The organism is Streptomyces sp. NBC_00258 (genome assembly GCF_036182465.1).
Taxonomy (GTDB): Bacteria; Actinomycetota; Actinomycetes; order Streptomycetales; family Streptomycetaceae; genus Streptomyces.
Genome location: NZ_CP108081.1, coordinates 5,326,634 through 5,347,961 on the forward strand (window position 1 = coordinate 5,326,634; position 21,328 = coordinate 5,347,961).

At 70.6% G+C, this 21,328-nt stretch carries 15 protein-coding genes; 6 read left to right on the top strand and 9 right to left on the bottom strand.

The window, feature by feature from the left end; translation table 11 throughout:
* Positions 1–33: 33 nt before the first annotated feature.
* The 3 genes from OG718_RS23600 to OG718_RS23610 all read right to left on the bottom strand — a co-directional run bounded on the left by OG718_RS23600 (position 34) and on the right by OG718_RS23610 (position 7,139).
* On the bottom strand, positions 34–1,863 hold the full coding sequence (locus tag OG718_RS23600) for a serine/threonine-protein kinase (protein WP_143639338.1): 1,830 nt from the start codon (positions 1,861–1,863) through the stop codon (positions 34–36).
* A 166-nt stretch (positions 1,864–2,029) separates the two neighbouring features.
* Positions 2,030–4,786, bottom strand: coding sequence for a protein kinase (locus tag OG718_RS23605; RefSeq protein ID WP_328845103.1), 2,757 nt, complete (start codon positions 4,784–4,786; stop codon positions 2,030–2,032).
* Between the two features lie 154 nt (positions 4,787–4,940).
* A complete protein-coding gene (locus tag OG718_RS23610; protein ID WP_328845104.1) occupies positions 4,941–7,139 on the bottom strand; it encodes a serine/threonine-protein kinase in 2,199 nt (732 codons plus the stop codon).
* A 177-nt stretch (positions 7,140–7,316) separates the two neighbouring features.
* On the opposite strand from OG718_RS23610, the gene OG718_RS23615 reads away from it, so the two are divergent.
* Positions 7,317–8,420, top strand: a complete 1,104-nt coding sequence (locus OG718_RS23615) for a serine hydrolase domain-containing protein (RefSeq protein ID WP_328845105.1) — start codon at positions 7,317–7,319, stop codon at positions 8,418–8,420.
* Between the two features lie 211 nt (positions 8,421–8,631).
* On the opposite strand, the gene OG718_RS23620 is transcribed toward OG718_RS23615, so the two are convergent.
* Positions 8,632–10,338 (bottom strand): glycerol-3-phosphate dehydrogenase/oxidase, encoded by a 1,707-nt coding sequence (locus OG718_RS23620; RefSeq protein ID WP_143639127.1) that lies wholly within the window; start codon positions 10,336–10,338, stop codon positions 8,632–8,634.
* 273 nt (positions 10,339–10,611) lie between these two features.
* Between OG718_RS23620 and OG718_RS23625 the strand changes: the two genes are divergently transcribed.
* Positions 10,612–11,817 carry a nucleotide sugar dehydrogenase gene (locus OG718_RS23625; RefSeq protein WP_143639125.1) on the top strand — a complete coding sequence of 402 codons (1,206 nt, stop codon included), beginning with the start codon at positions 10,612–10,614 and terminating at the stop codon, positions 11,815–11,817.
* A 520-nt stretch (positions 11,818–12,337) separates the two neighbouring features.
* Here OG718_RS23625 and OG718_RS23630 read toward each other — a convergent pair.
* The 4 genes from OG718_RS23630 to OG718_RS23645 form a co-directional block, all read right to left on the bottom strand.
* A complete protein-coding gene (locus OG718_RS23630) occupies positions 12,338–13,462 on the bottom strand; it encodes a GuaB3 family IMP dehydrogenase-related protein (protein ID WP_143639123.1) in 1,125 nt (374 codons plus the stop codon).
* A gap of 158 nt (positions 13,463–13,620) precedes the next feature.
* Positions 13,621–15,126, bottom strand: a complete 1,506-nt coding sequence (gene guaB / locus OG718_RS23635; protein ID WP_055612679.1) for an IMP dehydrogenase — start codon at positions 15,124–15,126, stop codon at positions 13,621–13,623.
* Between the two features lie 412 nt (positions 15,127–15,538).
* The gene (locus tag OG718_RS23640; RefSeq protein ID WP_055612680.1) at positions 15,539–16,126 is read right to left on the bottom strand and encodes a sigma-70 family RNA polymerase sigma factor; all 588 of its coding nucleotides are present in this window, start codon (positions 16,124–16,126) and stop codon (positions 15,539–15,541) included.
* A gap of 272 nt (positions 16,127–16,398) precedes the next feature.
* Entirely contained in the window at positions 16,399–17,010 is a 612-nt protein-coding gene (locus OG718_RS23645) for a response regulator transcription factor (protein ID WP_003948568.1), read from the bottom strand.
* A 379-nt stretch (positions 17,011–17,389) separates the two neighbouring features.
* Between OG718_RS23645 and OG718_RS23650 the strand changes: the two genes are divergently transcribed.
* The gene (locus tag OG718_RS23650; protein ID WP_143639121.1) at positions 17,390–17,725 is read left to right on the top strand and encodes a WhiB family transcriptional regulator; all 336 of its coding nucleotides are present in this window, start codon (positions 17,390–17,392) and stop codon (positions 17,723–17,725) included.
* A 51-nt stretch (positions 17,726–17,776) separates the two neighbouring features.
* Here the strand turns inward: OG718_RS23650 and OG718_RS23655 are convergent, their stop codons facing one another.
* On the bottom strand, positions 17,777–18,673 hold the full coding sequence (locus OG718_RS23655) for a LysR family transcriptional regulator (RefSeq protein WP_328845106.1): 897 nt from the start codon (positions 18,671–18,673) through the stop codon (positions 17,777–17,779).
* 79 nt (positions 18,674–18,752) lie between these two features.
* Here OG718_RS23655 and OG718_RS23660 point away from each other — a divergent pair, with 79 nt between their 5' ends.
* From OG718_RS23660 to OG718_RS23670, 3 genes are all read left to right on the top strand, one after another.
* A complete protein-coding gene (locus OG718_RS23660) occupies positions 18,753–19,430 on the top strand; it encodes an MOSC domain-containing protein (RefSeq protein WP_143639119.1) in 678 nt (225 codons plus the stop codon).
* 224 nt (positions 19,431–19,654) lie between these two features.
* Positions 19,655–20,428: an SDR family NAD(P)-dependent oxidoreductase gene (locus tag OG718_RS23665; RefSeq protein ID WP_143639118.1), complete on the top strand. Its 774-nt coding sequence runs from the start codon at positions 19,655–19,657 to the stop codon at positions 20,426–20,428.
* 133 nt (positions 20,429–20,561) lie between these two features.
* Positions 20,562–21,269 (top strand): ester cyclase, encoded by a 708-nt coding sequence (locus OG718_RS23670; RefSeq protein WP_143639116.1) that lies wholly within the window; start codon positions 20,562–20,564, stop codon positions 21,267–21,269.
* Positions 21,270–21,328 lie beyond the last annotated feature (59 nt).

The window sequence follows — 21,328 nt, forward strand, 5'->3', positions numbered from 1 at the left end:
GTCGGGCCGGCCGTACCTACGGGGCGTTCGGGGTCACTGGGCGCCCGGGGGCCGCCAGCTGCGCAGGATGGTGTCGAACCGTTCCTTCGCGGTGTCCCAGTCCGCCGCCGGCGCGGACATGTAGATCACGTACTCGACGCCGTCACGGCTGAGATACGCCTGCTCGCTGGCCCGGCGCGGGCCGGGGAACTCGGTGTCCTTCGGCAGCGCGGTCCAGGTGAAGTCCCAGAGAGCGCCCGGGCGGTCGCGGAAGGTGTTCTCCTCCAGACCGATCCGCTGATAGTCCTGCAGCCGCCCCAACTGCTCCTCCAGGTCGAGCAGATGTGTGTACGGGGTGTCGAAGTCCGGGGCGTCGTCGATGGCGATACGGACGAAGTGCTCACCGTTGTCGGGCGTGTAGTCGACCTGGGTGTTCTCGACCTGGCGCTTCCAGCCCTTGGGCAGGACAAGGCTGAAACCCTTGGGGTCGTTGACGCGCTCCCAGCCGTCCGGCACACCGCCGGCACCCGTGTCCGGGGTCTGGTTCCCCTTCCCGTCGTCCGTCGCCCCCGCCGAGGACGACGGGGTGGAGGAGGACGGGTCGGGTGAGGAGCGGTCGGGCGAGGACGTCGAGTTGGTGTCGTTGCCCCACCCGTCCGCGTACAGCATCGCCGCGACGCCTCCGCCGCCCACGAGCGCGGCGAGAATGACGACGAGGACGAGCGTGCTGACCTTGCGGCGCTGCGTCCCGGCGACCGTCGGCTGGTTCATGGTGGCGACGACCGGGTCGGGCGCGGGACGGCCGTGGCTGCCGTAGGTGTCGTGCCCGCCGCGGCCGCCGTAGGGGTCATGGGCGCCGGGAACGCCAGGGGTCCCCTGGACTCCGTGCGCGCCCGACGGGCCGCCGTACGTGCCCTGCGCTCCTGGGACGCCCTGTGGCCCGTAAGCGGCATGGGCCGGCCCGTACGTGCCCTGCGGCACAGGCGACTCGGGAGGCTGAGGGGACTCGGCGGACTCGTGCGAGGTGGCCACATGTTCCGTCGGCACATAGGCCTGCGCCGAATTCGGTGTGCGCCCCTCCGCGGCCTCGGCGAGCATCTGCTCGGCCTCCTCCGGCCCGGGCCGCTCGGCGGGATCCTTGCGCAGCAGCGCGGCGATGACGGGCGCGAGCGCGCCGGCGTGCGTCAACTCGTCGGGCTCCTCGCCGACCACGGCCTGCATGGTGGTCAGCGGGGTCGTCCGCCGGAACGGAGACCTCCCCTCGACCGCCGTGTAGAGCGTCGCGCCGAGCGCCCACAGATCGGAGGAGGGACCCGGATCGTGGCCGCGTACGCGCTCAGGCGCCAGATAGTCGACCGAGCCGACGATCTCCCCGGTGCGCGTGATCGTCGTGTCGCCCTCGACCTGCGCGATCCCGAAGTCGGTGAGCAGGACGCGCCGGTCGTTGGAGATCAGTACGTTGCCGGGCTTGACGTCTCGGTGCAGTACGCCCGCGGCGTGCGCCGCCCGCAGCGCGCGCAGTACCCACAGCCCGACCCGCGCCGCCTCGCGGGGCTCGACGCGTCCGGAGTCCTTGACCGCGTCGGCGAGCGAGTGGCCCTCGACCAGCTCCATCACGATCCACGGGCGGCCGTCGTGCTCCAGCACGTCGTGCACGGTGACGACGGCCGAGTGGTTGATCCGCGCGGCCGCGCGCGCCTCGGCCCGGGTCCGGGCGAGGAGCACGGGCTGGTCGCTGTCCGCCACATAGAGCGCGGCCGTCAGCTCCTTGATGGCGACGGCCCGGTGCAGCACCTCGTCGTGCGCACGCCACACCCGGCCCATGCCACCACTGCCGATGGAGTCGACGAGCCGATAGCGCCCCGCCAGCAGCAGGCCCTGCATCTGATTCACGTTTCCCCGCAATGCTCTTGACAGGGTCAGACTAAGGACCGGCCCCCGCCCAGGGAACCGGCGGGGCCCTACGGAGACAGCACTGTGACGGTTTGCCCGAGCGTGAACGGGCGGTTACCGCCCGGCAATCGGACGTCAGCCGGTGGGCTGACTGGCCTCAGCCAGTGGGCTGATAGGTCGCCGACGCCTGCTCGTAGAGCCGTGTCACCTCGTCCCGCTCGGCCTCCGGACCGAGCACCTGCACCACGTGGTACCGCCCGTCGACGATGATCGCGAGATTGCGTACGAAGACCTCGCGCCCCTGGGAGTCCTGCCAGGTGAACTGCCCCTCGGCCATGGTCCGTCCGCCCACCTCGATGCGCCGCATCCCGCTGGACGTGGCCCACGTCGAGTCGCGGAACGGCTGCAACTCCCGCTCGTCCTCACGCTGGTACGTCATCGGGTCGGTGCCGTACTCGCCGGTCGTGTCGCGGCCCGGCACCACCAGCAGCTCGAAGTCGCCCTGGGAGTAGACGATCTGGCCGCGGCCGTTCTTTCCCGTCCGGTCCCAGCCGTTGGCGACCGCGACGCGGAAGCCCTCGGAGTCCTTGCGCAGGGTGAAGCCCTGTGCGACCTCGGGTCCGGTGGTTTGGGTGCCGGAACTGGACGACTGCGTCGGGCTGTTCTCCTTGCTAGGCGACTTCTCGTCCTGCGGATCCGTGCCCGCGTTCCCGTCCGTGCCGGTGTCCGTGTCGGCCGAGTGTCCCGGCGCCGGACTGACGATGTCCCCCGCGGAACCGGTCCGCTCACCGGCGTTGTCGGACTTGGGCATGAAGGCCACGGCATACGCGACGGCCGCCGCCATGGCCAGCAGTATCAGCAGGAGCAGCGTGCGGCCGAGCCGGCGGGGCTTGGCCTCCCGCTTGGACCGCTTGTGGCGGCCGTGCGGGCTGGTGTCGGGCAGCCCGGCGCGGCGCCTTCGGACCAGCTCGCCCCGGCGGCGCACGACGGGCAGCCGCTTGGGGTCCACGGGCGGCGCGGCCACGACGTACGTCCCGGCCTCCGGCTCGGGCGCCGACCGCACCAGCGAACGCAGCCAGCCGCGCAGCTCCTCGAAGTCCAGCCGCTCCGTGGGGTCCTGACGCAGCAGCGACTCCACGACCGGCCGCAGCGGCCCGCACTCCTCGGCGAACGCGGGCGGCTCGGCGCACACCAGCTGCACCAGCTCGGCGGTGTTCTCCTCGGGATAGGGCGCGTGCCCCTGAACGGCCCTGAAGAGCAGCGCCCCCAACGCCCACAGGTCGGTCGCGGGCCCGATCGGCGCCGCCAACTGCCAGTTCTCGTGCACGGGCCCGGCCTGCTCGGGCGCCCAGCGCTCGGTGACGGGTCCGACGACGGTCATCCGCGCCTGCCGGGCCCGCTCTGCCGCCAGGGCGGTGGCGGGGCCCCGATGGGCGGCGGGTGCGGGGTCGGCGGTCAGCCGGCTCCACTGGGTGGGGGCCTCGGTGGCGGTGCCGGGGGTGTGGGCAGGGTCTGCGGTGTAGGCGGGGTCCGTGCTGTAGGCGGGGTCGGAGGTGCTGGCGAAATGGCCGGCGGTGCCGTTGCTGTTCCCGGTGTGGGACACGCCGTTGCCGTTCCCGGGGAATCCGGTGCCGTCACCGTCGCCCTGTACGCCACTTCCGTTACCCCCGTTGCCGCCATTGCCGCTGCTTCCGGGGCCGGGAAGCGCGGGAGGCTGGTTCTGTCCGTTCCCGCCCAGCTCGGGGGCGCCATGTCGCGGCGCCGCGCCGTGCCAGGAACTGGACCGCCCCACTCCGTACGGGTCGGCGATCTGCCCCGGCGGCGGGGTGTGCTCCAGCCCGAGCCCGGAGGTCTGTCCGACCTCGCCCTCGACCTCGCCCTCGGCGGGCCGGGACCTCGGCGCGGGCAACGCCGCGTTCCGGCCGCCCTGCTGTTCCTCCTGCACCCGGGCCGCGGCCCGCGCGCCCGCGCGGTAGGCCGCGATGGCCCCGGCCCGCGCGGCCCGCACATCACCGCCGGCGTCCAGCGCCCGCTGCCCCGCGGCCGACGCCTGTGCCCGAGGGACGGGCGACAGCCCTCCGCCGCCTCCGGGCACGGCCTCGACGGCGGCACGACCGCCACCGGCAACCCGAGCACCGGGCACACCACCGGAACCGCCCTGCTGGGACTGCCCCTGCTGACCATGCCCGAGCCGGCCGTGCGGCCCGGACGGGCCTGCCGAGCCGGCCGGACCTGCCGGACCCATCCGACCTGGCGGACCGTCTGCCGTTCCGGAGCCGTCCGCCTCGCCCTCACCGTCGGCGGCCGGCACCGGGTCGTACCCGCACAGCGCCTCCTCCGCGGCCCCCGCGGCAAGCCCCGTGAGCATCACGCGCCCGTCGTCGCAGACGAGCACCGTGCGCGCGGTGATGTTCCGGTGCACCCATCCATGGCCGTGCAGCACCCGCAGCGCGGTCAGCACGTCGGAGGCCACCTCCGCGGCCCGGTACGGACTCAGCGGCCGCTCCGCGAGCAGCGCCGCCAGTGGCCGCGCGGCCACCATCTCACTCACTATCCACAACGACCCGCCCTCGGCGAACACGTCGAAGACCTGGTCGAGCCGCGGATGGTCGGGGATCTGGGCCGCGGCCTGCGCGGCCTCGATCGCCCGCCGCACCGCCGGTTCGGTGGGCCGCCGTGTGGTCCGCGCGGACGGCCGCCGCACTCCGGTGTCCCGGGCCACGAACCCGTCGGGCAGCCCGTCCGCGTCGAGCACCTCCGCCTCGACGATCTCGGGCAACGGCACCTGCCGGACCAGGACTTCCTGCCCGCTGTACGTGTCGAAGGCCCGGGACTCGGCGAGTTCGTACTCGTCCGACGGTGGCAGCGGCAGACGGTAACGGTCTGCGAGTACCCGTCCCGCATAGTCGTCCACGATGCCTCCCCCGGCCGCCCGGTTGGTCAATTCCGTTCGCCATGCGTCCCGTTGTGGCTGCAGATGTGGCTGCGTACGGTCCGCAACCATTCACGATACGTGCCGGAGGCAACCCACAGTGAGGAGATACGAGATCTCAGGAATCTCGTGCCCCTCAGGACTTCGGTTCGAACGACTTCGTCAGCGTCCGCCACGTATTTTTACGAAGTTCGGTGTCCCATTTCGAGCCCTTCGCGGTGTACATGAGCCCATATCCGAGGCCGTCGTTGACGACGAACCCGCGGTCTATCGACCGGTACTGGGTCCCACCATCAACGTAGGTGAACTCCCAGTCGGCCGTGTTCCAGCCGCGGTAGTCCACCTTCTCTATTCGGATGCGCTTGTACTGCGGCCGCTGCATGAACTGCTCTTGGTTCTTCCAGTCCGCCACCGGGTCGCTCTTGGGCGTCGTGGTCCATCCGACCAGCAGCTTCTGCCCGTCAGGACCGGCGAACCGGGACCCGGCCGCACTCGTGGACTCGTACTTCCACCCCTTGGGCAGCCCGATCGAGAACCCCTGCCCGCTCTTGTACGTCTCCGCGGCGCCGTCGCCCGAACCGCTGCCGGAGTCGTCCTTCGAACCGCCGGTCTCACCGGACGCACTCGCACTCGGCGAACTGCCGGTGTTCGCGCCTCCGCCGGCGGAGTCGGTCTTCTCTCCGCTGTCCTTTTCCGTACCGCTCTTCTCGTCCTGCTTGGTGTCGCTGCCCGCGCTCGCGCCGCTCGACACCGACTTGTCGTCGCCGCCCTTGTTCTCCTTGGCGCTGGAGTCGTCGCCGCCACTGAGCGTGACGGCGAGGATCGTGCCCAGCACGGCCAGCACGACGACCACGGCGACGATCATCAGCGTCCGCCGGGGCACCACATCGGTGAGCGACGCCCTCGGCGCGGCGGTCCGCGGATGCGTGTCCCCGGCACCGCCCGAACTCCCGCCCACCGAACTGAAGTTCACCACGGAGGCAGCAGAATCACGCCCCTTGGCCGAACCGGCCGAATCCGCGGAGGCAGAGCGAGGAGCAGCCTCGGCGGCCGAGTCAGAAGGGGCAGGGGCAGGGGCAGCAGGCGAAGAGGGGGTCGAGGCTGAGGCGGAGGGGGAGGGGGAGGCTTCAGGAGCAGCCGAGGCCGAGGCTGATGTCGAGGCCTTGGCAGCCTTGCCGTCCGCCCCCTCCGGCGCCGCCGGAGCCTCGGTGTCCGCGGCTTTCCCGGCACCGGCCTTCCCGGCACCGGCCTTCCGGGCTCCGGCCACCGCGGCAGCCCCCGCCGCGGCAGCAGCCCCCTTGCCCTTCCGCACGGAACGCAGGGCCCCGCGAAGCCGCTCCACCGGCTCCTCGCCCTTCTTGCTCCCGCCCGCGGCCTTGCCGCCCGAACTCTTCTTCTTGGCAGGGGCGTCGTCCACCGGAAGCTCGGGCAACGGCACGACCTTCGTCGCGTCCGCCGGCTCCGGCTCGTCCTCCTTGGGCTCGGGCGCGTGAAGCACCTCGGTGAGCATCGCCCGGGCCCCGGCGTCGTCGAGCCGCTGCTCGGGGTCCTTGACGAGCAGCCCGTAGATGACCTTCTCCAGCGGCCCGGCGTTCTTGGGCTGCTCCATCGGCTCCGTCATCACCGCGGTGAGCGTCGCGATGGCGGACCCCTTGTCGTACGGCGGCACGCCTTCCACCGACGCGTACAGCAACCCGCCGAGCGACCACAGGTCGGCCGCGGGGCCCGGCTTGTGCCCCCGCGCGCGCTCGGGCGAGATGTAGGAGGGCGCACCGACGAGCATGCCGGTCGAGGTGATGGACGGGTCGCCCTCCACCTGAGCGATACCGAAGTCGGTGAGCACGACCCGGCCGTCCTCGGCGATGAGCACGTTCGACGGCTTCACGTCCCGGTGCAGGATGCCCTCGCGGTGCGCCGAACGCAGCACGTCGAGGATGGCCAGCCCCACCTCGGCCGCGCGCTTCGGCGTGAGCAGCCCGTCCTCACGGATGACCTCGGCGAGCGACTTGCCCTCGACGAGTTCCATCACGATCCACGGCCGGTTGTCCTCGTCGATCACGTCGAAGACCGTCACCGCGCCGTTGTTCCGGATCCGCGCGATGGCCTTGGCCTCACGGAAGGTCCGCGTGATCAGCCGCCGCTTCTCGTCCTCGTCGATCCGCGCCGGCAAGCGCAGTTCCTTGACCGCGACCGTCCGGCCCAGCGTCTCGTCCTTGGCCCGCCACACGGTGCCCATGCCGCCGCGGCCGAGGACTCCTCCCAGCCGGTATCGCCCGGCGAGAAGACGATCGCTCTCGTCCTGCCGGGATGCTCCCGTGCGCTCCGCCTCCGACATGCGTCCCCTCATGCAACCCGCCCTGACAGAGCCTCCATTGTCACCCACCCGACCACCGTCCGACGCCCCGGGTGCCCCCTCGTGGAAGCATTGCTTCCCCGCGCCGCCCCTCACCTGCCCCGCCCGTCACCCGGCCGAGCCCGTCCCTCATGATGAGCGGCGACAAGGAAGGACCTCATGCCGCCTCTGAGGACGCTACTGACCCTTCCTGTGTGCCTGACCCTCCTCGCCCTGACCTCGACCGCCTCGACAACTCCCGCGCTCCCTGCCGTGGACACCGCCCTCACCCGGCTCGTCACGCAAGGCAAGGTCCCGGCAGCCGCCCTGCTGGCCGACGAGCAGTCCGGCTCCCGCTTCGCCCACGCGGAAGCCCCCACAACCGCCGGCCCGGCCGACGTCATACGCTCCGCCGGAGCCATCCGCTCCGCCGACGCCATCGGCCGCGCCGACCACTTCCGCGCCGGCAGCATCACCAAGACGTTCGTCGCGACGGTCGTCCTTCAACTGGCCGCCGAGCACCGCCTGTCCCTGTCCGACTCGGTGGACGCTCATCTGCCGGGCCTGGTGCGCGGCTCGGGCAACGACGGGCGCCTCCTGACCCTGCGCGCCCTGCTCACCCACACGAGCGGCCTCGCCGACTTCACCGCCGATTCCGCCGGTGTCGTCTCCCTCACCCCCATCCAGGCCGTCCGTATCGCGCTCGCCCGCACCCCGGCCGAACGCGGCCGTTTCGAGTACTCCAACACCAACTACGTACTGCTCGGCATGGTCGTCGAGCAGGTCACCGGCCGCTCGTACGCCACCGAGGCCGAGCGCCGCATCATCACTCCCCTCCATCTGACGGGCACCTCGTTCCCGGGCGCCCGTCGCTCTCTGCCGGATCCGCACGGCCGCGCGTACGACGCCGACGGATCCGATGTGACCGAACTGGACCCGCGCGTGGCCGGCGCGGCGGGCGAGCTGGTCACCACGCTCGCCGACCTGAACCGCTTCTACGCGGCCCTGCTCCGCGGCGACCTGCTGCCGCCCCGCCAACTGCGCGAGATGCTCGACACCCGCACCGCACACGGCTTGTACGGCATGGGCCTCTATTCCGAGAAACTTCCGTGCGGCACCACGGTGTGGGGGCACAACGGCCGCATCACCGGCAGCTACGTCCGGACCGCGGCCACGCTCGACGCCCGTCGTGTCCTCACCTTCCGCGTGAACACGGATGCGATCGCAGACCCCGATCTCGAACCCGCCCTGCTCGCCGCCGAGTTCTGCCCCCGCACCCCGTAGAACGCCCGGGTTCCGAGCAAAGATCCCAGCTCAGGACACTCGTTCGGGTGACATCCGGAGGCGGCACGGAGGCAGCACGGAGACATCCGCTCGGATGCCCGGGCCGCCACCACAGCCGGACCGTGGCACGGCCCGCGCCTTTGCACCACCGACCGTTCCCACCGTCCGTCCACCGCCGTCCGCCCCTCCACCACCGTCCATCCGTCCCTCCCTACAACGGCACGATGTCCGGCGCCCCCAGCCGAGCCGCGTCGGCCGTCAGATCGTCCGGCTGCCGCTGCGACTCCCGCTCCGCCTCCACCCGCTTCTCGTAGTGCTCGACCTCGCGCTCGATCTGGTCCTTGTCCCAGCCCAGCACCGGAGCCATGAGCTCCGCGGCCTCCCGTGCGCTGCGCGTACCCCGGTCGAAGGTCTCGATCGAGATGCGTGTCCGCCGCGTCAGCACGTCGTCGAGGTGCCGCGCGCCCTCGTGCGAGGCGGCGTAGACGATCTCGGCGCGCAGGTAGTCCTCGGCGGCCGGCAGCGGCTCGCCCAGCGAGGCGTCCGCGGCGATGAGGTCGAGCAGTTCCTCCGCGAGTGCCCCGTACCGGTTCAACAGGTGCTCCACGCGCACCACATGGAGTCCGGTCCGCGCGGCGATCCGCGCTCGCGCGTTCCACAGCGCCCGGTACCCCTCGGCACCGATCAGCGGGATGTCCTCGGTGACACACTCCGCGACCCGCTGGTCGAGCCCGTGCACCGCCTCGTCCACCGCGTCCTTGGCCATCACCCGGTACGTCGTGTACTTGCCGCCCGCCACGACCACGAGCCCCGGCACCGGATGCGCCACGGTGTGCTCGCGCGACAGCTTGCTCGTGGCGTCCGACTCACCGGCGAGCAGCGGCCTCAGCCCCGCGTACACCCCCTCCACGTCATCACGTGTCAGCGGTACCGCGAGCACCGAGTTCACGTGCTCCAGCAGGTAGTCGATGTCCGCGCTGGACGCAGCCGGGTGGGCCTTGTCGAGGTCCCAGCCGGTGTCCGTCGTCCCGATGATCCAGTGCCGGCCCCAGGGGATCACGAACAGCACGGACTTCTCCGTACGCAGGATCAGCCCGGTCGTCGAGGTGATCCGGTCCTTCGGTACGACCAGATGGATGCCCTTGGACGCCCGGACGTGGAACTGTCCCCTCTCGCCCACCATCGCCTGGGTGTCGTCCGTCCACACCCCGGTGGCGTTGACGACCTGCTTGGCGCGGATCTCGTACTCCCCGCCCCCTTCGACGTCCTGCACCTTGGCGCCGACCACACGTTCGCCCTCGCGCAGGAAGCCGGTCACGCGCGCGCGGTTGGCGACCTTCGCTCCGTACGCCGCGGCCGTGCGCACCAGGGTCGCCACATAGCGGGCGTCGTCCATCTGCGCGTCGTAGTACTGCAGCGCCCCGACCAGCGCGTCCTTCTTCAGTGCGGGGGCGACACGCAGCGCGTGACGGCGTGACAGGTGACGGTGCATCGGCAGTCCGCGCCCGTGGCCGCGCGCCATCGACATCGCGTCGTAGAGCGCGACGCCCGAACCGGCGTACAGCCTCTCCCACCCCTTGTGCTGCAAGGGATACAGGAACGGAACGGGCTTCACGAGGTGCGGCGCGAGCCGCTCCAGCAACAGCCCGCGCTCCTTCAGCGCCTCCCGTACGAGCGGGAAGTCGAGCATCTCCAGATAGCGCAGACCTCCGTGGATCAGCTTGCTCGACCGGCTCGACGTGCCCGACGCCCAGTCACGCGCCTCGACCAGACCGGTGGACAGACCGCGGGTCACGGCGTCCAGTGCCGTGCCCGCGCCGACCACGCCTGCTCCCACGACCAGCACATCCAGCTCGTGCTCGGCCATTCCCGCGAGTGACTCGGCGCGCTCCGCCGGTCCCAGTGTCGCTGTCCGCACAGTTGCCTCCCGCTGTTCCGTCGCGCCCGGCTCACCCGTCCGGCGAGGCCCGGCTCACATCCCCCATGCCCAAATTCTCAACCCGTTGCCCGCCTTCGGCCACCACCAGCCGTCCGCCTGTGGATATCTCTCGGTGACTTCCGGAGAAACACAGCCGAGCAATCCCGCAAATCGGTCATATTTACTCCTAGTCTGACATTGCACTCGCCCGTTCTGTCCACAGGGCTTGCGCCCTTGTCCCCCTTCGGTTACTGGGAAGGACGGCCCACCGCCATGCCCGCAGATCTCGCCGTCATCGGTCTCGGCCAGCTCGGCCTGCCCCTGGCCCAGGCCGCCGTCACCGCCGGCGTCCCCACACTCGGCTACCAGTTCGGCGACCCCGCGCCACTGGCCGCCGCCGACCTGCGCCGGATGCTCTCGACGGGCTTCCGGCCGGCCACCAACCCGGCCGAACTCGGCCGGGTCCGTACCGCGGTCATCTGCGCGCCGACCCCACGTGGCGCCGACGGCGCGCTCGACCTGGGTCAACTGGCCGACGCCGCCCGCACCCTGGCCGCACACCTGCGCCCGCACACCACGGTGATCCTGGAGTCACCCGTATACCCGGGTACGACGGAGGAATTCCTCCGTCCGCTCCTCGAAGAGGGCTCCGGCCTCCGCGCGGGCCGCGACTTCCACCTCGCGTACTCACCCAGCCGCGTCGACCCGGGCAACCGCGACCACACCCCCGCCAACACCCCGAAGGTCATCGGCGGCCTCACCCCCGCCTGCACCGAGTCGGCCGCCGCCTTCTACGGGCGCCTCACCGACAAGGTCGTACGCGCGCGTGGACCACGAGAAGCCGAAACCGTGCAGCTCCTGGAGACCAACTACCGGCACGTCAACATCGCCCTCGTCAACGAGATGGCGGTCCTCTGCCACGATCTGGGCGTCGACCTGTGGGACGTCATCCGCTGCGCAGAGACCAAGCCGTTCGGCTTCCAGGCCTTCCGCCCCGGCCCCGGCGTCGGCGGCCACGCCGTCCCCCGGGACCTCGCGGGCCCGCGGACCCGCTCCCTGCGCATGGTCGAACTGGCCCAGCAGGTCAACAACCACATGCCCCAGTACGTCATCCAGCGCGCGGCCACGCTCCTCAACGAGCACGGCAAGTCCGCCCGCGGGGCACGCGTGCTCCTCCTCGGCATCACCTACAAGCCCGACCACGCCGACCAGCAGGGCTCCCCCGCCAAGGAGATCGCGACCCGCCTGATGGAACTCGGCGCCGCCGTCAGCTACCACGACCCGCTCGTCCCGTCCTGGAGCATCCTCGACCGCCCGGTCCCCCGCGTGGATTCCCTCTACGAGGCGGCAGCCGACGCGGACCTGACGATCCTCCTCCAGCAACACCGCACGTACGACCTGCAGGGGCTGTCGGTGAAGGCGCAACTGTTGCTGGACACGCGGGGGGCTACGCCCACGGGGGCGGCGCACAGGTTGTGACCGGGGGCGCGCGGGGCGGTCCCGAGCCTCTGGGGCTGGTGGCACGGAGCGCTCCACGCCGGTACCGTACAAAAGGTGGAGCCCACCGCAGCGGACACTGCGGCAGGCCCCAGGATGGATCACAGAGTGTCCGCCCCTATTGCGTTTAGGGGCGGCCGCTCACCATCCGAAAATTCGCAAGATCCACCTCCTCCGGCACTTCACCGTCCACAGACGGATCCGGTCCCAGCGGGTGGGCTTGCGATGGCGGCCCATGGGCGCCCCCTTCCACGACGCCACCCAGAGGCCCGTTGGGCAGCACGTCGGAACTCGGGCCGGGCCCCGACGGCCGGGGTCCGGAACCATGTCCTTGGAAGGGGGCACCCCACACAACTGGGGCGCCGAACAGGGACGTTACCGCCCCGAAACGGCCTTCAGACGCGCATTCGCCCCGAACGCAACCACGCGCCCCACGAGGCCCAGTTGGGCACACGAAAGGGCCCGGACCACCTCGGCCCGGGCCCTTCGAAGTGCCGTGCGGCTACCGCTTGTGCTGCGAGTCCGCCACCGTGACCTCGACGCGCTGGAACTCCTTGAGCTCGCTGTAGCCGGTCGTGGCCATGGCCCGCCGCAGTGCACCGAAGAAGTTCATCGAACCGTCGGGTGTGTGCGAGGGTCCGGCGAGGACCTCCTCGATCGTGCCGACCGTGCCGAGGTCGACCTTCTTGCCGCGCGGCAGCTCGTCGTTGACGGCCTCCATGCCCCAGTGGTGACCACGGCCGGGCGCGTCGGTGGCGCGCGCGAGCGGGGAGCCCATCATCACGGAGTCGGCACCGCAGGCGATCGCCTTGGGGAGGTCGCCGGACCAGCCGACACCGCCGTCCGCGATCACGTGCACGTACCGCCCGCCGGACTCGTCCATGTAGTCGCGGCGGGCCGCGGCCACGTCGGCGACCGCGGTGGCCATCGGGACCTGGATGCCCAGCACGTTGCGCGTGGTGTGCGCGGCGCCGCCGCCGAAGCCGACGAGGACACCGGCCGCGCCCGTACGCATCAGGTGCAGGGCCGCCGTGTACGTGGCGCAGCCGCCGACGATGACCGGGACGTCCAGCTCGTAGATGAACTGCTTCAGGTTCAACGGCTCGGAGGCACCGGACACGTGCTCGGCCGACACCGTCGTACCGCGGATGACGAAGATGTCGACGCCCGCGTCCACGACGGCCTTGGAGAACTGGGCGGTGCGCTGCGGCGAGAGCGCGGCCGCGGTGACCACGCCCGAGTCGCGCACCTCCTTGATGCGCTGCCCGATCAGCTCCTCCTTGATGGGGGCCGCGTAGATCTCCTGGAGACGGCGGGTCGCGGAGTCCACGTCCAGCTCCGCGATCTCGTCGAGGAGCGGCTGCGGGTCCTCGTACCTCGTCCAGAGGCCTTCGAGGTTCAGGACGCCCAGGCCGCCGAGCTCGCCGATACGGATGGCGGTGGCCGGCGAGACGACCGAGTCCATGGGGGCGGCCAGGAACGGCAGCTCGAAGCGGTAGGCGTCGATCTGCCAGGCGATCGAGACCTCCTTCGGGTCTCGCGTACGGCGGCTCGGGACGACGGCGATGTCGTCGAAGGCATACGCCCGGCGGCCGCGCTTGCCGCGCCCGATCTCGATCTCAGTCACGTGTGTGGCCTTTCCCTCTTCGCTTCTGCGCCTCCCAGTATCCCCGACACCCACGACAAGGGCGGTCCCGGAGCCTCCGGGACCGCCCTTGTCCGTGCTTCCCGTGCTCCACGCGCGCGTGGAGCACGATGCCGACTGGATGGCGACTGCTGAAATGACTACTGGTTACGGCTGTAGTTCGGCGCCTCGACCGTCATCTGGATGTCGTGCGGGTGGCTCTCCTTGAGACCCGCCGACGTGATCCGTACGAAGCGGCCCTTGGTCTCCATCTCGTCGATGGAGGCGGCGCCCACATAGCCCATGGTCTGGCGCAGACCGCCGACGAGCTGGTGCAGCACGTTGGCCAGCGGGCCGCGGTAGGGCACCTGGCCCTCGATGCCCTCGGGCACGAGCTTGTCGTCGGAGGCCACCTCGGCCTGGAAGTAGCGGTCCTTCGAGTACGACCGGCCCTGGCCGCGGGACTGCATTGCGCCGAGCGAGCCCATGCCGCGGTACGACTTGAACTGCTTGCCGTTGATGAAGAGCAGCTCGCCGGGCGACTCCTCGCAGCCGGCGAGGAGGCTGCCGAGCATCACCGTGTCGGCGCCGGCGGCCAGCGCCTTGCCGATGTCTCCGGAGTACTGCAGTCCGCCGTCGCCGATCACCGGGACGCCCGCGGCGCGGGCCGCCAGAGCGGCTTCGTAGATCGCGGTGACCTGCGGGACGCCGATGCCGGCGACCACGCGGGTGGTGCAGATCGAGCCGGGGCCCACGCCCACCTTGACTCCGTCGACACCGGCGTCGACGAGGGCCTGGGCGCCGTCACGGGTGGCGACGTTTCCGCCGATCACGTCGACGCCGACACTCGACTTGATCTTCGCCATCCAGTTGAGGGCGTTGCTGTTGTGCCCGTGGGAGGTGTCGACGATCAGGAAGTCCGCACCGGCCTCGGCGAGCGCCTGCGCCCGGTCCAGTGCCTCGGGGCTGGCGCCGACGGCGGCACCCACGAGGAGGCGGCCCTCGCCGTCCTTCGCCGCGCTCGGGTACTTCTCGGCCTTCACGAAGTCCTTGACCGTGATGAGGCCCTTGAGGATGCCCGCGTCGTCGACCAGCGGAAGCTTCTCGATCTTGTGGCGGCGGAGCAGCTGCATGGCGTCGTTGCCCGAGATGCCGACCTTGCCGGTGACCAGGGGCATCGGGGTCATGACCTCGCGCACCTGACGGGAGCGGTCGGTCTCGAAGGCCATGTCGCGGTTGGTGACGATGCCGAGCAGCTTCTTGTTGCCGTCGGTGACCGGCACGCCGCTGATGCGGAACTTGGCACACAGGGCGTCGGCCTCGGCGAGCGTCGCGTCCGGGTGCACCGTGATCGGGTCGGTGACCATGCCGGACTCGGAGCGCTTCACGAGGTCGACCTGGTTGACCTGGTCCTCGATGGACAGGTTCCGGTGCAGTACGCCGACACCGCCCTGCCGGGCCATCGCGATCGCCATGCGCGACTCGGTGACCTTGTCCATCGCCGCGGACAGCAGCGGGATGTTCACGCGCACGTTGCGGGAGATCCGGGACGAGGTGTCGACCGCGTTGGGCAGCACCTCGGATGCGCCCGGCAGCAGCAGCACGTCGTCGTAGGTCAGCCCGAGTGTCGCGAATTTCTCGGGCACTCCGTCGACGTTTGCAGTCATGACACCTTCCCCAAATGGCCTTGATCGGTGCGGATGTCCATGCTAACGGGAAGCATGGCTCTCTCATTCCACGGTTACGGGTGCCCCTGGGCTTCGTAGCTTCGTACGTGGAGGACGGCCGCCGCGTTCATCCGGCGCCCGCCCGCCGGGGGCACGGGCCTTGGGCGGGCCGTGCCCTGCCTCGCCGCCCCGCGCCTCACCCGGGGCGGCGGAAAAAAATTTGCCGTACTCATGAGAAAGCCCACCCTGCCGGGAAGGCTCGCGCGGCGATCCACGGGCCGGCTCACCAGTCGTGCGACCGCACGTCGGCTTGGCCCACCGGTCGTTCAACCGCGCATCGGCCGGCTGGTCCAACCCCACGTCGGCCCGGCGCCCCGCCCAGAGGCCGCACTCAGAAGCCCGCGAAGTCCGCCTACTGCTCCGCCAGTGCCCGCAAACGGCTCAGCGCCCTGTGCTGGGCCACGCGGACCGCGCCCGGTGACATGCCCAGCATCTGGCCCGTCTCCTCGGCCGTGAGGCCCACCGCGATCCTCAGCAGGAGGAGCTCCCGCTGGTTCTCGGGAAGGTTGGCCATGAGCTTCTTGGCCCACTCGGCGTCGCTGCTGAGGAGGGCACGCTCCTCGGGGCCGAGCGAGTCGTCCGGCCGCTCGGGCATCTCGTCCGACGGCACCGCCGTCGAGCCGGGATGGCGCATCGCGGCGCGCTGCAGATCGGCGACCTTGTGCGCGGCGATGGCGAAGACGAAGGCTTCGAAGGGGCGCCCGGTGTCCTTGTACCGCGGCAGCGCGAGGAGCACCGCGACACAGACCTCCTGCGCCAGGTCCTCCACGAAGTGCCGTGCGTCACCCGGCAGTCGGGAAAGACGGGTGCGGCAGTAGCGGATCGCGAGGGGATGGACATGGGCGAGCAGGTCGTGCGTGGCCTGCTCGTCTCCGTCGACCGCGCGATGGACGAGCGCACCGATTGCCCCTTGGGCAGTGGCCGCCTCGTCGTCACGCATCGGTCCATGGTGCCTTGGCGTCGTCCTGTCCGTGGCACCGCGTCCGTAGTTGTGCACCGAAGCGTTATGAGCAGGTGCGCCGGAACTCATCTCCTGCGCCCTCCCCTCCCGCTCGACCGACTCGTTCCCGAGGAACTCCACACCTCAAGGATGCGGCATCCGCCGGGAAACGGGGATCGGGCGCCCGAACGGCCGTTTTCGATCCCCTGTCGGGCCCGGCCCCACCCGCCCTGCGGCGGGCGGGGACACCCGCTACCCCCGCGGCGGTTCACCTAGCGGACCAGGCCCCATCGGAACCCGAGCGCCACCGCGTGCGCGCGGTCCGAGGCGCCGAGCTTCTTGAAGAGCCGTCGGGCGTGGGTCTTGACCGTGTCCTCGGAGAGGAACAGCTCACGACCGATCTCCGCGTTCGACCGGCCGTGGCTCATGCCCTCAAGGACCTGGATCTCACGCGCGGTGAGCGTCGGCGCGGCGCCCATCTCGGCCGACCGCAGTCTGCGCGGCGCGAGCCGCCAGGTCGGGTCGGCGAGAGCCTGGGTGACGGTCGCACGCAGCTCCGCGCGGGAGGCGTCCTTGTGGAGATAGCCGCGGGCACCGGCGGCGACCGCGAGCGCGACACCGTCCAGGTCCTCGGCGACGGTGAGCATGATGATGCGCGCACCGGGGTCGGCGGACAGCAGCCGCCGGACCGTCTCCACGCCGCCCAGACCGGGCATGCGTACGTCCATCAGAATCAGGTCCGAACGGTCGGCACCCCAGCGGCGGAGGACTTCCTCGCCGTTGGCCGCCGTGGTCACGCGCTCTACGCCGGGCACGGTCGCCACCGCACGGCGGAGCGCCTCTCGGGCAAGCGGGGAGTCGTCGCAGACGAGGACGGATGTCATGGCCGTCCTCCGCAGCTGATGCGCGTCACCTTGAGCCTCCAGGCTGGTACGAATCGTCACCTGTGCGGTTGACGCTCTCGGACGCTTGCCCGAGCGCTTGTTCTTTCAACCGCTCCGCACTACCAACGACGGTCACCCGAAAGAGTTACGGGGCGGTGAGCCACGTTCGGCACTCTACGTGAGGGCACGGACACGGTGGAGACACCCACGGCGGACCCTCAAGGTTTCATCACAACCCATGCCCCATTTAGCCGCTTTTCTTCCCATTTACTGGTGTCTGAGGCTAGATTCGCAATGAGTCATATTTTCATCTCCTTAGATCGTAGATGTACGGTCATGGGCACGTAACCGCCCAGAACGGCTACAAGGGGACAACGCAATGGCAGATTTCTCCCGCCTTCCCGGACCCAACGCGGATCTGTGGGACTGGCAGCTCCTCGCGGCTTGCCGCGGGGTCGACAGCTCGCTCTTCTTCCACCCCGAGGGCGAGCGCGGTGCGGCACGGAGCGCTCGTGAGAACTCGGCCAAAGAGGTCTGCATGAGGTGCCCGGTACGCGCGGAGTGCGCGGCACACGCACTGGCGGTGCGCGAGCCGTACGGCGTGTGGGGCGGCCTCACCGAGGACGAGCGCGAGGAACTCATGGGGCGGGCGCGCAACCGCCTGGTCTCGGCGTCGGCGTCGGCGTCCGGCGGAGGCACTCCGTCACATCACTGAAGGAACGTTTCTTCGAACGGGCACGCGCGCGTGCCCCCACTTTCCGGCGGGTCAGCGCGCCGCGGCCCGGGCCAGCTGATCCAACGTGGCCGCCACCGCGGGCACCTGGGCGAGGTCCGGCAGCGTGAGCGCGACGATCTCCCGACGCAGGGCGGGCTCGACCATCACCGTGCGCGCGCCCTTGGGGCGTACGGACTCGATGGCGAGCTCCGGCAGGACCGCGACCCCGAGACCCGCTCCCACCAGGCCGACCACGGCCGGGTAGTCGTCGGTCGCGAAGTCGATACGGGGTGTGAAGCCCGCGCGCTCGCAGACCTCGACCAGCCGGCCGCGGCAGCGGGGGCAGCCGGCGATCCACGGCTCGTCGGCCAGTTCGCCGATGGCGACCGTCCGTGCGCGGGCCAGCCTGTGCCCTTCGGGGACCAGACCGACGAGCCGGTCCCTGAGCAGGGGCCGTACCACCAGGTCGTCCCACTCCTCTGCGCCCGCCGCGCCCTCGTACCGGAACGCGAGTGTCACGTCGCAGTCGCCCTCGCGCAGCATCTCGACCGAGCGCGGCGGCTCGGCCTCCTCCAGGGAGACACGTGTGCCGGGGTGCGCGGCGCGCAGGGCGGCGAGCGCGGCCGGTACGAGCGTGGAGCTGCCGCTGGGGAACGAGACGAGCCGGACCCGGCCGGCCCGCAGGCCCGCGATCGCGGCGACCTCCTCCTCGGCGGCCGTCAGCCCGGCGATGATGCCCGCGGCGTGCCGTACGAGAGCCTCGCCGGCCTGGGTCAGCCGCATCTCGCGGCCCGTGCGGATCAGCAGGGGTGTGCCGACGGAGGCTTCGAGGGCCTTCATCTGCTGGCTGACGGCGGGCTGGGTGCAGCCCAGTTCGCGCCCCGCCGCCGAGAAGGAGCCGGTGGCGGCGACGGCACGCAGCACACGGAGATGACGGGCCTCGATCACCCTCCGAGCATAAGCGAATCTTGGATACGGCGACGAATATTGCGTCGAGGCTTTGGCTCGGATCACCTAGCGTGCAGTCATGAAGCTTCTCTCTCTGAACCTTGGCCGCCCCAAGGCCGTCAACTACACGGACCAGGCGGAGGGTGTGACCGGGATCGACAAGCGTCCGGTGGACGGGCGGGTGCGGGTGTCCGCGCCCGGGCCCAAGGGGGTCGGCGCGAGCGGGCTCGCCGGGGACGCGGTGTGCGAGCTGCGGCACCACGGCGGCGACCACCAGGCCGTGTACGCCGTCGCGCGCGAGGACCTCGACGACTGGGAGCGCGAGCTGGGGAGGCCCCTGGCCAGCGGAATGTTCGGGGAGAACCTCACGACGGAGGGCCTCGACGTGTCCGGCGCGCGGATCGGGGAGCGCTGGCGGGTCGGCTCCGAGGTCGTCCTGGAGGTCACCTCCGGGCGGATTCCCTGTCTCACCTTCCAGGGCCATCTGGGCGAGAAGGGGTGGGTCAAGCGGTTCACCGCGAAGGGGGCACCCGGTGCGTATCTGCGGGTGATCGAGCCGGGTGAGCTGCGGGCCGGCGACCCGATCGAGATCGTCCACCGGCCCGACCACGAGGTGACCGTCGCCCTCCAGTTCCGCGCCGTCACGACCGAACGAGGCCTGCTGCCACGGGTGTTGGAGGCGTCGGACGCACTGCATCCGGAGGCGCTGAAGCACGCGCGGGAGTACGTGGAGAAGTACGGCCAGGACGCGAAGTGAGCTGAGACCGGCGTCCCGCCGGTCGAGTTGGAGGAGCCCGGCAGCGAGGGGCGGCCGGTCCGGACACTCCGCGCAAATCCCACCGCCGTCCACCGCAGTGCGAAGGCCGGGAGATGACGGGGCAGTTCGTCGTTGTGGAGGTTGTGGGGAAGGCACAGCCGACGGGGGTACTTTCGGGTCGTTCGGCGCACGGACAGCATGAGACGGGTCACTAATCTTGGGCCATGACAACGGCTCTGATTACGGGATCGACCGCGGGCATCGGTGCCGCCTTCGCGCGGCGGCTCTCCTCCGACGGGCACAACCTCGTGCTGGTGGCGCGCGACAAGAAGCGGCTCGGTGAGCAGGCGACCGAACTGCACGACCGGCACGGCATCGAGGCGGAGGTGCTGACGGCGGATCTGGCGACCGACGAGGGCATCGAGGCGGTGGCCGCCCGCCTCTCGGACCGCAAGAACGCGGTCGACCTGCTGATCAACAACGCGGGCTTCGGCAACAAGGGCCTCTATCTGGACGTACCGATGGAGGACGAGCTGAAGATGCTCAAGGTGCACTGCGAGGCGGTGCTCCGGCTGACGTCGGCGGCGGCCGGGTCCATGCGGGCGCGCGGGCGCGGCGGTGTCGTCAACGTGGCGTCCACGGCCGCGTTCGTGCCGCGCGGTACGTACGGGGCGTCGAAGGCGTGGGTCGTGCAGTTCACGCAGGGCGTGGCGAAGGACCTGTCCGGCAGTGGTGTGCGGCTGATGGCGCTGTGCCCCGGGTTCGTGCGGACCGAGTTCCACGAGCGGGCCGGGATGGGGACGGACAACATCCCGAACTGGATGTGGCTGGACGCCGACAAGGTGGTCACGGCCGCGCTGGCCGACCTGGCGCGGGGCAAGTCGCTGTCCATTCCGGACCCGCGCTACAAGGCCCTGATGGGTGTCGCGAAGGTGACACCGCGTGCGTTGCTCAGTGGGATCAGTTCGAAGACAGGGCGGAAGTACGGGCCGAAGTGAGCCCGGTCGTGCGCGGTGACGTGGACGGACACTTAGGCAGCGGCACAATCCCCTTCGGCTGAAAAACGGCTGAAGGGGATTTTCACTAAAATGGGCGTATTCAACCGGACTCGAAGTGCCGGGAGGCAGCGCCATGACTTTCGTACAGCTGATCGACTGCAAGACCAGCCGGATCGACGAGATGAACCGGCTCATGGACACCTGGGTCGAGCAGACCAAGGGCAAGCGGACCGCGACGCACAACGTGATCGGGAAGGACCGGCACGACGCCGGGCACTTCATCGAGATCGTGGAGTTTCCGTCCTTCGAGGAGGCGATGCGGAACTCGAACCTTCCGGAGACCGACCGGATCTTCCGGGAGATGGTGGCACTCTGTGACGAGATGCCGACGTTCACGGATCTCGACGTGGTGCGGGACGAGCGGCTCTACAAGGCCAGCGTCCGCAATCTCTTCGGACTGCTCGCCGGGAAGGGCACCCTGCCGTCGTGGGACGAGACCGTCGCGGAGAACTACCACGACCATGATCCGTCCAACGAGCAGGACGTGATCGGGATGGACGCCATGCGCCGCGAGGTGGAGATGTGGCGGGCCGGGTTCGACTTCGTGTTCACCATCGAGGACCAGATCTCCGACGGCGACCGGGTCTGTACGCGCTGGACCTGGAACGGCACCCACACGGGTGACTTCATGGGGATACCGGCCAGCGGCAAGCAGGTCACCATGACCGGTATGACCATTCACCGGTGCCGCGAGGACGGCAAGGTCGTCGAGGGGTGGTGGCAGTACGACCGGCTGGGGCTGATGGGCCAGCTCGGGGTGCTGGACCAGCTGGAGGTCTGACCGCGCCGGGCCGCGCCGACGACAGCACGAAGGCCCGGTCCCCCGAGACGGGGTACCGG